General features: G+C 56.4%; 7 protein-coding genes. 1 reads left to right on the top strand and 6 read right to left on the bottom strand.

Annotated elements, in window-relative coordinates; translation table 11 throughout:
* Positions 1–2: 2 nt before the first annotated feature.
* From FHS18_RS34855 to FHS18_RS04615, 5 genes are all read right to left on the bottom strand, one after another.
* Positions 3–4,697, bottom strand: a complete 4,695-nt coding sequence (locus FHS18_RS34855) for a S8 family serine peptidase (RefSeq protein WP_183597525.1) — start codon at positions 4,695–4,697, stop codon at positions 3–5.
* Between the two features lie 470 nt (positions 4,698–5,167).
* Positions 5,168–6,139: a Gfo/Idh/MocA family protein gene (locus FHS18_RS04630; RefSeq protein WP_183597523.1), complete on the bottom strand. Its 972-nt coding sequence runs from the start codon at positions 6,137–6,139 to the stop codon at positions 5,168–5,170.
* Between the two features lie 126 nt (positions 6,140–6,265).
* Positions 6,266–7,948 (bottom strand): alpha/beta fold hydrolase, encoded by a 1,683-nt coding sequence (locus FHS18_RS04625; RefSeq protein ID WP_183597521.1) that lies wholly within the window; start codon positions 7,946–7,948, stop codon positions 6,266–6,268.
* 124 nt (positions 7,949–8,072) lie between these two features.
* The gene (locus FHS18_RS04620) at positions 8,073–8,621 is read right to left on the bottom strand and encodes a hypothetical protein (protein WP_246427465.1); all 549 of its coding nucleotides are present in this window, start codon (positions 8,619–8,621) and stop codon (positions 8,073–8,075) included.
* A 169-nt stretch (positions 8,622–8,790) separates the two neighbouring features.
* Positions 8,791–9,789, bottom strand: coding sequence for a glycoside hydrolase family 43 protein (locus FHS18_RS04615; RefSeq protein WP_183597519.1), 999 nt, complete (start codon positions 9,787–9,789; stop codon positions 8,791–8,793).
* A 388-nt stretch (positions 9,790–10,177) separates the two neighbouring features.
* Here FHS18_RS04615 and FHS18_RS04610 point away from each other — a divergent pair, with 388 nt between their 5' ends.
* Positions 10,178–13,723: a cohesin domain-containing protein gene (locus tag FHS18_RS04610; RefSeq protein WP_183597517.1), complete on the top strand. Its 3,546-nt coding sequence runs from the start codon at positions 10,178–10,180 to the stop codon at positions 13,721–13,723.
* Between the two features lie 100 nt (positions 13,724–13,823).
* Here the strand turns inward: FHS18_RS04610 and FHS18_RS04605 are convergent, their stop codons facing one another.
* Positions 13,824–16,763 (bottom strand): S-layer homology domain-containing protein, encoded by a 2,940-nt coding sequence (locus tag FHS18_RS04605; protein WP_183597515.1) that lies wholly within the window; start codon positions 16,761–16,763, stop codon positions 13,824–13,826.
* Positions 16,764–16,771 lie beyond the last annotated feature (8 nt).

Here is a 16,771-nt window from a genome sequence, read left to right as displayed (position 1 = left end):
GGTTAATCCGTCAGTTTGGCTTTTTGCAGCAGCTTGTAGAGCACGGTTGCCGCGACATCGCGAGTCGCCGCTCTATTGCCGTTGAAGTAGGATTTGCCGTCAATCGATTCGCCCTGGAGGATGCCGGCGGCCGTCACCGCCTCGATGCTTTCCTTGGCATAACCCGGGAATTGCCCTTCGTCACCGTAAGCATGGCGCGACGGCGTGCCGGTATCTGCGGTAATGCCTAGCAGTTTCAGCGCACGGGCCAGAATAACGCTTAGCTGATCGCGCGTAAGAAGCGCTTCCGGCTGGAATGTACCGTCCGGCATGCCGGTAATGAGACCGGCTTCATAGGCCGCGGCTGCGTCCTTAGCGAACCAGTCGCTGGCCGATACATCGCTGAACGAAGCCGAACCCGTGGCCGTCAGGCCAAGCGCGCGAGTCAACAGCGAAGCGAATTCCGCGCGAGTTAACGCTTGTTTCGGCGAGAATGTAGTCTCGGTCGTCCCGTTGATGAGCAGCTTCGTCGCGAGCGCCTTGATCTGCGGCTCCGCCCAGCTGCCGGCAATATCGGTGAACGCGACCAGGCGCGTTACGGCAGCGTAAGTCGAGAACCCTGCGCGGCTTACCGTTACGATTGTCGTTCCATTATTCTGCGGCAAGAACACCGAAGCGATAGGCTGGACAGCGCCGCCCTCTTCATAGAGAACGCCGGCCGAATTCGGCTGAATCGTGCCGGGCAGCGTGAACGCACGCTTCACGAAGAGTCCTGCCGGTACGGCAATCGGCTTCGCCCCGTCAGCTTGGATCGCCTGTACCTCGAAGGCTACCGGCTCGCCAATAATCGTAGTTCCTTCCGCTTCACTCGCGAAAGCCGCCGTCTGATCCGCTTTCGGTGCGATCGTTGCCGTCAAGCCTGTTCCAGCCGGCAGCCCTTGCACTAGCTCCACCGGGATCGCAAGCGACGAGCCGCCTGCGGTTACCACGATCGTGCTGCCGGCCGGCGCCTTAACGAACTGCGCGACCTGATCGGCCGTCAGCGTGAAGCGAACCGTTTGGCCTTGATCGGCAGCAGCGGTAACGATGACCGCGACAGGGGATGTGCCACCCGCAGCCAACGCTTCGCTCCACGCCGCATCTGTCACCGTCGCTTCCGCAACGCCCTCTTGGGTCGTCACGTCTGCGGCAAGCGTCTTCTGCAGCTGACCTTGCGCGACTAACGCAAGCGCCGAGGCATCGTCTGCTTCAGGCGTCGGCGTAGACGGCGTCGGCGTAGACGGCGTTGGCGGTGTCGGCGTGATTGGCGTGTATCCGCCGCCTGAATTCGACGGCTTCGCTTGTAAGGTGACCGGAACGGTCGTTGTCGCTGAATAGGACGGATTCGCTTTATTCACCGCTTTGACCGTCAGTTCTACCGTAACGTCGTCTGATCCGGATTTCGGGAGCTTCTTCAGTACATTATCGGCGATGTATTCCGCATTGCTGCTGCCGGTAACGGAGTAGGTCACGGTATCAGACGCAGGCAAAGTAAGCACTGTTTTGCCTACCGATGTCGTATTCACTTTCTGCGGTTCGAAATTCGTGACCGCTTCGGTGACCTCATACTGGGCGGCGTCTTCAACGCGAATCTGGCTTAATCCGGAATACGTGTACGGCAGCCCCTCATCATCCAGCGCGATCGCAAAAATCTCAACGCGATACGTTCCCTGCGTCAGATGGTAGATGATATCCTGCCCATTCTCATCCTTCTCGAATTGCGTTACGCTCTCGCCTACATGCTTGCGATAAGCGCTGCCCACATCTTCGAATGATTGAGCGCCGGTTGGCAAGAACTTCAAATAGCCGTTCTCGTCCTCTTCCATCCTCACCGCGAGCGTGCCAACATACTCATCGTCAAGCCCATAGGCATTCAGTTCCGTATATACGACGTTCGGATCGGTCAGCGTATAGCCGATATCGGTCGTATCGTTCTTGCCATCGCCGTCAGGCGTATACACGGCCGGCGCTGCGGACACATCCTGTACGCCGAACCCATTGGTCGGACGCTCCGTCCCGACATGGACGACGAACGGGAGATGCAGATCCGGCAATCCTGCGCTCGTGAGCACGACCTCGCCCTCATAGACGCCATTCCCGGCATCTTCTTGCGGCTGTAGAACCAGCTCGAACTCCTCTACGGCCGGCTTGCCGTCATCCGCGTCGTCGACTTTGATTTTCCCGCTCGACGTTCCTTTGAGGCTCACGTCAATATTGTCGATATCGGGAGTCTCGACCGGTTCATACGGATCCGACGTTACGGTGTCATGCATAACGACCGCGGCTTGGTACGTCAGATCGTTATCCGAGAAGTTCTTCAGCTGAAGCTTGATCGACTTCTCGCCGCTTCCGGCCTCCATCAAGCCGAAGCTTGCAGACGAACCATAATTAACGACCTCGCGTTCCCTCAGGTTCGTATCGAGAATCGTAATGTTCTCCACCGTCTGCAGCAGCGCAGGAGTCTTGATCGCGCTTGCGATATTCGCGCGGCCGGCGCCCTGCGAATACACATCATACAGCGTCCCTACTTCATCCGAGATTGGGTCCGAGGTATTGGCAAGCGCTGCGCGAATATCGAACGGCGTCCAGTCCGGATGCTGTTGCTGAAGCAGCAGCGCAAGACCGGCTATATGCGGAGTCGCCATACTCGTTCCGCTGCTGCGGCCATAAGCTTCCGCATAAGAGATGTCCGGATTATCCTTGCCGTATGCAGGCAGGGTCGACAAAATATTGACGCCAGGCGCGACAACATCCGGCTTGATGCTCAAATTCTCATCGGAGTCCGGACCGCGCGAGCTGAAGCTGGCCATGGTGTCGCCTGCTACCTGCGTCATTTCGTAATCGCCGCCGAATTGAAAATTAAGCTCGGCTCCAGGAGCGGCAACCAGCTGTCTTGCTATAGCCCGCCCTTGCGCGCCTGCCATATCGAAGGTCGGAATATACTCCAAGCTGTCGCCGAGGAAACCATTCGGCCCGATGATGTCGTCGCGGCCCGGGATCGATTCGCTAAGATCGGCGTCCGTACCGCTGTTCACGCCGTTGAAGATGACCGCAGCGATCGCGCCATGAGCCTTCGCAATCGCGATTTTGTCCACGAAGGTCAAGCTGCCGCGGGAGATGAATGCAACCTTCCCCTTGACATCCTTGCCCTCATAATCGGCCGTATCGCCAATCCCTACGTATACGCCGCTAAGCTTGTCCGTTCCCAGCAGGCCGGTAAAATCCTCTTGGCCTGTTTTCCAAGCCATCAGACTGATTGGGCTTGCCACTGGAACCGGAACAACGGTCCCCGCTCCCCTGCCAGAACTTGGCGGCGCTTCTTCGGCCGGAGTTGTTGCCGCGGCAGCTAATTCGTCCGCTGCAGGCACTTGCTCCGCTTCGGACGCCGCCTCAGCTACTGGCGCTTCTCCTGCTTCGGAAACCGCTTTAACTGCCGGCGCGACTTCAACTGCAGCAGCATCATCCTCGGCAGGCGGTTCAGCCTGCTTCACTTCCGTGATCTCCGTCGTGAGCGTTGCCTCGAACCGCTTGGACAAGCTCGTTGCCGCACCGACGGCGATGGCCAGCTGCGAAGTCGACGGCGAGCCCATCGAGTAATAATAAGGTCCGGTATCTGCGGCATTGCCGCTCGCCACGACCGCGACAACTCCAGCTAGCACGGCATTGTTGATCGCAATCGCATCCGGCGAGTTCGGACTCTTGTCGCCGTCGGCGCCTAACGATAGGTTGATCACATCCATTCCGTCCTCAACCGCGTGTTCGATGCCGTCGATGACCTGCGCGGAAGAACCGGAAGACCGTCCGGTCTCCTCATTGTAGGCCAGCACCTTATACGCATACAGCTCCGCATCCGGAGCGATGCCCTGCTGCAGCACGTCGGATGCGCTGTTCTTCGCTTGTCCGACGATCGTACCCGAGACATGCGTGCCGTGCGAAGTTCCGGCATTGCCGGTCTCCGCATTCGGAATTTCTTCGTACGGGTCATCCGAATGGGTATGCGCGTTATAACCGCCGACGTAAGCGTCCTTTAGATCCGGATGCGCGTAATCCACGCCCGTGTCGATAACGCCGACCTTGAGTCCTTTGCCGGTAAGACCGGCTTCCCACGCCGCTTCGACGCCCAACTGCTGGAGCGGTTCATAATCGATGTAAGGATCCTCCGAACCTTCAGCAGGCGGTTCTTGATCGGGCAAGTTATAATAAGTCAAATTTTCGTAGACGGAATCGACGCCGGGCAGCGCGGCGAGCTTCGGTATTTGATCAGCCGGCACGGTGACTTCCATGCCGTTGAGCACGGTATCGAAGCGATAATTGACCTTCATATCGATTCCCGTGGATTCCGCCTTGCTGATCAGCGTATTCTGCTCCGATGCGACAGCGCGCTTGGAGGCCGCTTCCGACATGGAGGCAATGCCCAGCCTGCTGGCATACTTCGATACGGCTGCCGGCTCCTGCTTAAGCGTCAAGATGACGCGCACCGGCTTGCCGGATTTGGTGTTAATGGTTGGCGAGACGTAACCTGGCGATTGCGAGGAAAGCAGTTCTAAGAGGCCTTTCGCGGTGAGGCTGGACGCTGTCGCAGCCGATGTCGGGATCGGCACGGCTATGCTGGCGGTTAATGCGACAGCTAGCGGTATCGATACCATTTTTGTAAGGAATGGCGTGGATCTCAGACTCATGCACCCTTTCACTGGTTGGTGAGCCCGGCAATCGCTGCAGGAATATTATGTAAAATACTATGCCTGGCAATCTAGCTTGCAAGAGTAAATCTAGCAAGTTATCTGAGGAGATCGTATCACGTGTAATATTACTTAACAATAATTTATCAAATATATTTATTCACACGACAAAACATCACATAAATCTCGCATTTGCACCTCGGAAAATAACATTAATTTCTTATTTTTCTCATTTATTAGCGCTATAGTTCTAGTCATTTCACTTTTCCATAAAGAAACTTGTCATATAATCGGCCTTCAACCCTCTATAGACCCATACATGCAATACCTGCGCAAATGCGACTTCGGTTTCTTTCATCTCAAACGAAAGGAGCTTACAACCATTCTTACGATTTCCTTACAACAAAAAAACGGACGATTCGCCTAGGGCAAACCATCCGTCATTCTCATCGACTTGATCCGACTTTTCGCTATCCCAGCTTAACCGGCATACCGGTCTCTGCCGAGCGCAGCGCAGCATACGTCAGTTCCATCGTCTTGTAAGCATCCTCGTAATTGGAGGAAATCCCACTCGTGTCCCCGGTGCGCACAGCGTGAATGAACGCCTCGTTCTCGCGCTGGTACGGGTTCGCGCGATTGCGGTATTCGGTCACGATCCCTTTGTCCGCCACGACTAGTTTATCCGGTTTCACTTCAACCGTCCCTTGCTCCGTATAGATCGTCAATCCGACTTGACCGCCTTCCGGTAACAGGCAGGTGTTGGAGATCGTCGCGACCGCGCCGCTCTTCAGCTTCATCGTGACCGTGCCGACATCATGAACCGTAACGCCTTCATGGATATCGTGCATCGCCCGTTGGGCAAATGCCGCATACACCTCGTCAACTTCGCCGAGCAGCCTGCGCAGCAGATCCGCCATATGCGTCGTTTGCTCAATGAACTGACCGCCGGATCCCTCTTGCTTGCGCCACCAGTACACTTGCGGCATATCGCCCATCCAGTAGCCTAGCGCCATGCCGATCTTGCGGCCCTCCAACACTTCGGCCGCTTTCAAAGCCGCATCCGTATAGCGGAAATGGTAGCCGACTGACGTAATCAGCCCCGCGTCTTTCACGCCTTGCACGATTTGCTGCGGCACTTCCAGGTTCGTGCTGAGCGGCTTCTCCACCAAGAACGGGATACGGCGTTCAATCAACTGACGCTCGATGTCCCCATGCGCGAATGGCGGCACGCAAATATAAACGGCATCCGGCTTAACGGCATCCAGCATCTGCTCCACGTCCGCGTACGCCCGGGCCGACGCATAAGCGGAGGCGGAACGCTCTGCCTTGTCAAGACTAGTGCCGACGAACGCTTCGACGGAGACGCCATCCATGCGAGAGAGCAGATCGGCATGCACGTTGCTGAACCACCCTGTTCCGATGATGGCTGTTTTGATCGTCATATCCTATCCCAACCCTTTCCAAGAGGAGATGTCATGCTACTTCGTTCCCTATATTCTCCATGCGAGGAAGGATTCCTGCGTCGGGCTAGCCTTTGCATGACGAGATGCCCGGCAGATGTCCCGGCGCTACCTTGCCGATTGCCGTCCCATCCATGCCGCCAAGTCCGTCACAACCTCGAGCGGAACGTTCCCCGGTTGCATGTATTCCGCTCCCGTGGAAGGTTGGTCATACGGAATGAACAGATGGTTCAGCTTCGGATATAGCTTGTATTCCACGTTGGTGCGGGCTGCCAAAGCTCCCCTCCAGCCGTCCAGGCTCGACGCCGGCACCTGAACATCATTGTCTCCCTGCACGATGAACAGCGGAATATTCTGATTCTTGGCAATCTCCCCGCCATAGAAATTGCGCATATCCAGCCACCAAGCCGCATTCGCAAGCGGTAATGTTGCAGGGTAATTCTCGGCCGTGTATTGCTCATCCTTAATGATCGCAACCGTCTGCTCCCAAGCTTGAACCTGTTGTTCCAGCTGCGCAATCAACTCTAATGGCGCACCTTGCTGCCGCGCCCGCTCCACGGCGGCCTCGTATTGCATCAGCATAAGGTCCTCCAGCGGATTCGAAGGCCCGGCCATGATGACGCCGGCATCGAATTGCCGCTGCGTATCTTGGTTAAGGATGCGCGGAACGAGCATGCCGCCCTGGCTATGCCCGACCAGCACCATCGGCAGCCCTTGGAAACGTTTATCCTGACGGACCAGTTCGCCTGCCAGGATAGCGTCATCGATCACTTCTTCATTCACCGTAAAATCAGGCGTCACCGATTGGAATGAATGCTCCCGGGTACGCTTGGCGTACCGAAGCGTAGCGATGCCGTTACTTGCAAGTCCGACTGCCAAGTCGCGGAACATCTTGGCGCCGCCAATCGACTCATCCGCATCATTGGGTCCCGAGCCATGGACGAGCACGGCCACGGCCGCGATCTTCCCGTTCGCCGGAACGGTCAGCTTCCCCGGCAGAGCGAATTGCCCTTGACCCACTACGACCGGCTCTTCCGTGTACGACGCCTTCCGATCATACGCTGGCGGTTCATACGACGTCTCTGCAACCGGCGGGATAAACAAGTCGTTCAGATCCCCTTGCTGATCATAACGAAGCTCGATCGTGAACATGGCGCCGCGGTCGGTCAGATAGACCAATTGGGCTGTCGTATGCACGAGATTGCGTTCAACGGTTGTCTGCTTCAGCTCTACTAAATTGCCGTATTGCGAGGCTATCTGCGCCCAATAGGCAGCCAGCAGCTGCTGCGGCAGCGACGCGGCCAGCAAGCCTGAGAAGGACTCCCTCGCCGCGGGCCAATTGCCGCGTTCGAGCAGTTCGATCCAAGCGGCGCCTCGCGCTTCATAAGATTCGATGTCCGGCAACAAGCCACCATTCATATTCCACTCCGTCGTAATCCCGAGCGATTCGTTGAAGCTGCGCAGCGGGACGACGATCCGGCCTTCGGCGTTCGCAGCCAGTGCCGAAGCTAATGGGATTTCTCTCCCGTCCGCAACCATTTCGCTCTTGCCAAGCGTATAACGGAGCTCGTGGCCCGCCCATCGCACGATAGCCGTACGCGCTGCAACGTCATATTGCACGATCGCGCCGATCTGCTCCGCAGCGGTTCGCAGCGGAATGAGCTGCTCACTGGCAGCCGATCCTGAAGCAGCGGTCGCCAAGGTGGGCGTGCTGCTCGTCAGCATCCCAGCGGCGAGCGTCACTGCCAGCCATTTTTTACGATTCCATAAAGATTCGGATATTCGATTCATGGATCTTCCCCCTTCCATTTCAAGGGTTAGACGCCTAAGACGTGGATTTTGTTCACTGCTAACGCAAAAAAGGCTGCCATGTTCAGGCAACCCATGTTCCGTTCGCGGGATGATCATATACCCCTCACTTTGCCCCTTGCCTCACCTGACGGCCGAAGGACCGGCTTATCCAAGTCACGCGAACCTTCCCCGTTCCGCCTCCTTGCTCCGACCGTTTAGCTGTAAAAGCGCCTTCCTGCCACATTTGATACGCATACAGCATGAGCGCCATCACCGTCATGATGGCCACGCTGCCGATCGGCGGCAATTTCCCGCCGCTTGTGATGCCAAGGCTCTTCCACAAGGCCCTCAGTCCGAAAGCATAAACAAAATCCACGCCTAGATTAACCGCGGCATACAGCCAGAACTTGCGGAAGGTCAACCGGAAGATCCACAGCGTTCCGACGAAGAAAGCGCCATATACCGTGTGCACTTGGGCGACCTTGTCCCAAGATAGCAGCGTCTCTTTATATTTCCACCAGCCATATGCCCAGGCCATCTGATACACGATCGTATTGAGCACCGTCGCGAACCAAGCGACCGGCATATAGCGGCGCAGCGTTACCGAGTTGAAGAAGAACAGAGAGGCGAACGGGACAAGCCAGAATGCCCACATGATCGCTTTATTCAACATGGATGAACCTCTTCCTATGAACGACATTGGTGTTCAGCTCTAACATACGTCCCTTTATTTTCCTCCGCCCGCAACACTTTTATGTACGGGTCAAAAAGAAACGACCGCTAGCGATAGACGCTAAACGGTCGTTGTCCTTGATCTGGCACACATCTTGTACACCCGCAGGCTATGCGCCGTGCAAATCTTCACGCGGTCTTATAACCTCGAAGCTGTCCGCCGTCTCTTCCATCTCGTAAATTTTGCAGCGGGAATCCGGCATCTTGAACGGTCGATGCAAGATGAGCATCCAGTCGCCTTCGAACGTACGGAACATCATCCCGTGGCCGCTGTCTTCTTTGACAAGCGGGGCCAACTGCTCCCAAGGCCCTTCGAGCTTGCCGCTGACGGAGCGCGCGATCGTCTGCACGTATTTGCCCTTCTCATAACTCGACCACAGCATAACGAGGCGGTCGCCTTTCGTGCGGTATAACTGGCAGCCATCGCTGATGTAAACGGCCCCGTCGAAACCATCCGTGCGTTCGGCGCTGTCCCAGGCGGCTTCCGATGCCCGGAACAAGTGAACCGGCTCCCCGATCGTCTCGGACAGGTCGTCCGATAACGGGACTGCCTCCACCGTTCCGTCTACCACCTGGATCCATTCGTGGCAATAGACCATCCATGGCTTGCCCGCTTCGTCGACATGGAGCGTGCCGTCCAGCGTCATCAGCGAAGACGGCGTGACGGGCGCATCGGTGCGCAGCAGCTCGAACGGCCCTTCCAGGGAATCGCTGACCGCGATCGTCGTGCCTCTCCAGTGTTTCTTCAGCGGAATCGCATTCGCCTCCGGCAGCGACCGGTTGTGGTTATGCAGCGTTGCGAACAGATAGTAGCGGCCGTTGTAGGCATGTACCTCCGGCGCCCATACACCATGCTGCGGGAAAGCCCAAATGCCTTCCGGAATCTTGAACACGACATACGGTCCTTCCCACTCGCTTAAGTCCCGGCTCTTGTACGCAATGACGCCCCAGCTTTCCATGCCATTGAACTGAGGGCCTCCGCTCGTATATAAGTAATAGAAGCCGCTCTGCGCATCCGCTACAACGAAAGGATCATGCACAGGGATATCACAAAGCCGCAGTCCTTTGCCAGGATTCGCGACATCTGAGGCTGCATTATAAACGGACATCGATATTAGACCTCCCAATCGAAAAAGGTTGATATAATCCTATTTTAGTGTAAGCACTTACAGATGTATAGAGCAAGTGTTATTTCCTCATGACGATTTCGGGGCGAATATTCGCAATTCCAAGAAGCATGGGATCAACAAAGCCATTTATCTTTATGATCCGAACAAAATTTTCTATTTTCAACCGACTGCTTTTTATTTATAATTCGAACTGCACACCGATGTAAGCGGATTCAATCTTGAGAGGGGGCGATTGTTGAGCCCAAGCCTTCACGATTTACGCCAATATCGCATCTACTGTCGCGCAGAATGCATCGTTGTTCCTTAACCATGTACACGATGATACAAATTGGATCACAATCATGCCGTTCATTAGGGAGGGAATGTGTTGATTCGAAACAAGCTGACTACGACGCTTCTGGCCTCATCCTTGCTGACAGGCTCCTTCGCGGCTCTCACGCCGGCCGTCTATGCCGATGCCGTTAGTGAAACCGGTTTCACTGATGAGGAGTTAAAAAACAACGACTATATCGTCTATTTCGTCAATGCCGGTGACTCTACCCCCGCAACCGTCGAGGCCGGAGACAAGTTCGGCCTCTATGCCAGCAAGACCGAGCAGCCTTACGGGGCAGACCCGGTAACCGGCAAGAAGTGGGGCTACACGACGACCACGACAGGCACGAGCGTCTCGAATGCCGCAGCCAAGAACGGCTCGCTTCGCTACTATAACGGGACACAAGTTCGCACCAAAGCGCTGCAGTATAAGTTCGAACTGCCCACGGACCGCTACGACATTACGCTTGGCTTCCAGAATCCGTGGAGCGGACGAAGCGTCAATATCTTCGTCGAAGGGACCAACGTCTCCGGCGGCGATTACGAAATCGGCAGCTACGGCGCGCTGAAGGAAGTCACTTACACCGCCAAGGAAGTGACCGACGGCGATCTGAACGTCGACATTCAAGGTCCTGCGACCGCAGCGCTCACGAATTTTAACGATCCGCTCGTCAGCTACATTATCGTCCGCAAGCACGTCGTCATCCCGATCTCGGATCTGCAGGCCCGGATCGACGCGGCAGAGCTGAAGGCTAACGATCCCGCTTACTCCAACTATACCGTCGGCCAGCTCAGGACCGCCATTGCCAAAGCCGAAGCGTTGGTAAAACGCGTCACCGAAGACGGTGTCGACGTGGCAACCGTGCAAGAGGAGATGAAGACGGTTATGCAGGAGCTGTCTGCCGCAGAAGACGCGCTCGCTCCATTGACGACGTATGACTCATTCACGCCGGGGACCGTCTGGACGGATACGAACGGCGCGCCGATCCAAGCCCATGGGGGCGGCATCCTCTACGATGAGCCGACCCGGACCTATTACTGGTACGGGGAAGACAAGACCAATGGCTACCTGCCTGCCCGCGGCGTACGCGTGTATTCGTCCAAGGACTTGTACAACTGGAAGGATGAAGGGCTGGCGCTGACGGCCATCGAATCGATGGATCAGTTCACGTCCGATCCGCTCATCTCCTCCCTGTATGGCGACCGGACCGATAAGGCGGATATTTTCAACGATATCGGCACGCAGCGCATCATGGAGCGTCCGAAAGTCATCTATAACGACAAGACGGGCAAATACGTCATGTGGCTGCATACGGACGGTCCGTCCGAGACGTCCACGGCTAACTATGCGAAGGCGGAAGCCGGCTATGCGCTAAGCGATTCGCCGACCGGTCCGTTCGTCTACGGCGTCAGCAACCGGATGGACCGGGTGCCGCCAGGCGCGACCTATGACGGACAGCCGAACCAGCCGGGCATGGCGCGGGACATGAACCTGTTCAAGGATGATGACGGCACCGCCTACCTCATCTACTCCAGCGAAGAGAACATGACGATCTATATCTCGAAGCTGAACGATTCGTACACCGACGTCGTCGGCTGGCATAAGGATGGTCTGGCTACGCGCGATACGACCTACAAGGCCGAGTACGGCGTCGACTACGTCCGCGTCTTCCCCGGCGCGCAGCGCGAAGCGCCGGCGATGTTCAAGTATGACGGCAAATATTATCTCATCACGTCCGGAGCGACGGGCTGGGCGCCGAACCGGGCGCAGTATACGGTAGCCGATTCCATCTTCGGCGAATGGAAGACGATGCGCGATCCGTCGATCGGCAACAAAGCGTCGACAACCTTTGATTCCCAGAGCACGAACGTCATCCCGGTCGATCCGGCGAAAGGCAAGTTCATCTACATGGGCGACCGCTGGAACGAGGGCGACCTGAAGAACTCCCGCTATATCTGGCTGCCGATCGAATTCGGCCAGCAGGACGAGATCGCGCTGAGATGGTATGACGAGTGGAGCCTCGCGGATTTGGACCGGATGGGCCGAGTGACGGTCAACTCCTCCCTCCCGCAGAAAGTGTCCGTCGGCCAGCTGCCGCAGCTTCCTTCTGTCGTGAACGTTACGGATACGAACGGTCAGGCGCGGAATACCGCGATTGAGTGGACGCTGGACGCAGCGGATTTTGCCCAGCCGGGAACGGTCATCGTCGTCGGCCGTCTGCCGGAGCTGAGCAATAAGGAGGTCCGGACTTCGCTTACGGTGCTGCCGGACAATGCCCTGTACCTCGTCCATGCCGGCGGCGCGGAGACGGAGGATTACAAGCTGTGGAATTCGTACTTGCAGCATTCGCTCGCGAACAAGTCGGTCATTGACCAGGCTTACGACCCTGCCAATGGCCAGACATGGGGCTATGTCGGAACAGGAACGAGCCCGGCGGGCACCTCCGGCGGCAACATGTTCACGGCGCTTCGCTATCTGAAGGCCAATAACGGGGATGACCTGACGTACAAATTCGACGTGCCGAATGGCCGCTACACGGTCTATGTCGGCTTGTACGATCCATGGTATTCCTCGACCAATGGCAGCCGCAAAGCGAATATCCTCATTAATGGCGCGGTCAAAAAGAGCGGCTACGTGTTCACCGATGCCTATGATTCGCTCGGTTATGAACATATCGATGTGACGGGCGGCCTCATCGACGTGACGATACGCCGCGTGGCCGGTTCTCCGGATCCGCAGATCAGCTGGATCATGATCGTCGACGAGAAGACGTCCGCCAAGCTGAGCGGCACGAATGAGGCCGCTGCCGGCCAAACGTTCGATCTGACCTATGGACTCAGTCAGGCGGGCGGCGATCAAGCCGGTATCTATGCACAGGACTTCACGATCAACTATGACCCTTCCCTGCTTGAGTTGGTGAAGGCAGAGCCTGCCACCGAGACGGCGGCAATCGCCGGGCAGACGGATACGCCGGGCAACGTGCGGATTCTGCTTGCCGCAACCGACCCTGAACACGGTATGGTGCCGGATGATAACGGAGGGCTCGTGAAGCTGACGTTCAAGGCATTGGCGGCTTCCGGATCCACGGCCGCAAGCGTTACCGTGAACGGCGTCACCGTCGCGGGAAGCACCGGCCAGGAGCAATCGATCACAGGCGCAAGACATGACGTTCGCATCGCTGCGGTCGTGAAGCAAACGCTTGAGAGCTTGATTGCCGAAGCGCAAACGCTTCACGACAATGCCGTCGAAGGCACGAAGGCCGGCCAATACAAGAAAGCCGTGCGTGAAGCGCTCCAAGCGGCGATCGACGAGGCGAGCGCCATTGCGGCCGATACGAATGCGACGCAGACGCAAATCGATCAAGCGACTACTGCGCTGCAAGAAGCTATCCGCGTCTTCCGCAGCTCGGTCAACGTGGCTGTTCCAGGCGACGTGAACGAGGACGAACGCTTCACGATCGGCGACCTTGGCATCATCGCCGCCCACTATGGCGAGACATCGTCGAGTCCGGGTTGGCTGGCAAGCGCTGACTTGAACGAGGACAACGTCATCGACCTCCTCGACCTGACGCTGGCGGCACGGAACATTTTGATGAACTAAGATACGCTCATAGGCAGGAAAAAAAAGTAAAGGAGCAGCCCGCTGGCCGCCCCTTTACTTTTTTGCCTAATACGTTCACTAATGCTGAACTCGATTACAACTAATTCTTGTCACCGGCCGCCTTCACGAGCAATTCGACGCCCGCTGAAATGTGTTCATACCCATAAAGAACGGTTACCGTCAGCGTGACCAACGTATCTTCGTTCGGACGAACGACTTTGCCGTCCGCTGCAATAATATCCGGATGGCTGGACGCCCATTCGATCCTGGAACCATACAGCGGTCCTTCAGAAGGCAGGATCAGATCTTGAGTTACGCCGTTCACCGAGTCCCCATCGGCAAATCCGATCTCTAGCGCCATCAAATCATAGTAAACGGTATACCAGTCATCGATCACTTGATTTACGATTTCGTTGAATGCCGTTTGTATGCCATCGCGATTAGCGTAACCGCCGTTCTTATGATCGATTAGATATTGCGCTACAATGTCAAGCTCATAGTCTTCCAACGACGAATAATCCTCGTTATCCAGATGAAGAAGCGGCGTACTGATCGCATCCAGCATCTCCTGCACGGACGCAGCGTTATTGACAGCCGCCACCGCTTCCTCGACCGTGCCTCCCATCTGGAGTCCGTACACAATCTGATCCAGGCTATCCTGAATTGCGGCTTTGTTGACATACCCAGTTGCTCTGTAATCCAGCAGCAGCTTAATCGCCGACTCCTGCTGGCTGGCCGGGAGCGAGTTGAAAGGCGTGAGCTGAAGTCCCAGTTCATCCGAGACAAGAATTTCACGAGCATCTTCTTCTGCAGCCGCATTCAGACTAGCGACTGCCATCTTGAGGATTGGATCCATCTCATAGACGGTTACTTCGGCAGTGCCGATGTAATTGCCGATACGAATTGACAACGAGGTCACCCCTACCGGTAGCTTATCCAGCACACCCATGCTGACCACAAGTTGGCCATCTGCCATGGAATAGTCCATATCTAGAACCAAAAGCTCTTCACCTAGCTTGACGATGATATCGCCATCCTCCGGCGCCGCAACGATCCGCGTACCTTCCTTATATGCAAGATTGAAGACGGCTTCCGTTCCTGCCGAATATTCCGTTAATAGTGCGCCATAGACGCCAATGCCGGTGACCGAATAGTAATTCGGGTCATCCGTAATGTCCACCGGAATCGAAACTGTCGTTCTCTTGGCGCCGTCGGTCACCTGCACGGTAACGGTCGTCGCGCCGGCCTTTAGCGGCTTAATCCACAGTTTGCCGGCATCAATCCACGCTTCGGCATGAGAGGCATCGCTTACTTTGGCCGAGTCCGGCACCAGTGTTACGGTATCTCCGTCGGCGTCGGTAGCCAGCTCATCCGCGGCGTATGCGACCCCTTCGATCTGGTCGATATGCACCTGTTCATTCAGTGACTTGGCTTCCGGGGCATGGTTCGAATCTACGGTACCGCCACCGGATGATCCGCCTACGGACGATCCGCCGCCGACGATCACCGGCGTTCCGCCGCCAATGGAACCGATGTTCCGCTGTACGTCAGCATAGTTCGTTATTACCGCTCCCGGCTGCACGTTATCCGGCAAAGCCAACGAGCCGATTGTCATCTCTGGCGAGAGCGTCAATGTCGTCCCGCTGCCCGTTACCGCAAGCTTCGTAATGGTTCCTGTTCCAGAGAAAGTAATGGCTCCCGTACCCGAGAGGTTAACCAAGTTCGCATTCAAGCTTCCGGCTATCGTTTGACCGACTGTGCTGACAAGATCGAGTTGTTCTACGTTCGCGTTCAGCTCGACTTTCAAACCTTCTCCCGCAATGGAAACCTTGGGCAGCGATACTCCGCCGTCCGCCGTAACCGACGCGTTCGATTGGATGTTCAGCTCCGCGACCGCAGCGTTTCCTTTGAACTCGACATGGACGTCGGCCTTGTTCACGTCCACCTTGTTCAGCTTGCCGTCCTGGAAGACGACCGTGTTGCTGTCTCCGCCATGAATGCCGGTCATACCGCCCACTTGAAGACCTTCCGCATAGAAATCATGCTCGAAGCTGTTCGCAAGCTCGAAATTGCCTGTTACCGATAAGTTATGAATCGAAATATAATCGCCGCCGACCACCAAATCGCCGTCAATCTGAACGCCGTTGCCTTGCAGACTCAAATTGCCGCTGAATTCGGATGCACCGCCTGCCGCTGCTTTGCCGCTTGCGGTAATCTCCAAACGAGTCACCTTCGTGATCGTCCGGCCCGTATTCTCAAAGCGGATAACCGCACCTCGCAATACATCGTCGTTCGCGGCAAGGAACAAGCCCTTCAGCGATTCCGCTACCGTATAAACAGCACCTCCGATGACGATGCCGCCGTCACGCACTTCGCTGATGGATTGGTTGACCATCACATTGATCGATGGCATTGCCTTGGCGATGATAACGGCAATTTCCTGGCGCGCTGCGCTGCGTTTTGGCTCGAAACCCGTGCCATTGCCTTGCATGATCCCGGCTTCTAAGAGATACTGCACCGCATCCTTGGCCCAATTGCTTATATCGTCCGCATCCGTTACGGCGAGCTTGTTCCCGTAGCCTTCGGCATCGACGCCGAGCACGCGCACGAGCGTCACCGCCACCTCTTCGCGGCTGATCGGATCTTGCGGCCGGAAGCTGGAACCGTTGCCGTTCATCAGCCCAAGCTTACTGACCTGGGCGATATATTTTTGCGCCCAACTGCTCTTCGGCACATCCGTGAAGGCAGAGACTTCCCCTTCAACGATAGGCAGCCCTAACAGCTTCGCGAGAACAGAGGCGAATTCCGCGCGCGTAAGACGGTCCGCCGGACGAAAATTCCCTTGGTCATCGCCTTCCATAATCCCCGATTGCTTGAGCTGCAATAATGCATCCTGCGCCCAGTCGGCCGCAAGCGTCTGATCTTTGAAGCCCGCTTCAATCGCGTAGGCGGCAGGCAATGGTCCGGCTGCTAACGCTATTGGGCCGGTTATTGTCGTGATGATGGCTGATAGCGCGACAGCCTTGTTCCATTTTTTCAACTTCTTCT

It is taken from the genome of Paenibacillus phyllosphaerae (genome assembly GCF_014192105.1).
GTDB classification, from domain to species: domain Bacteria; phylum Bacillota; class Bacilli; order Paenibacillales; family Paenibacillaceae; genus Paenibacillus_Z; species Paenibacillus_Z phyllosphaerae.
The sequence above is the reverse complement of the archived record's forward strand: the minus strand, read 5'-3'. Positions and strand labels throughout refer to the sequence as shown.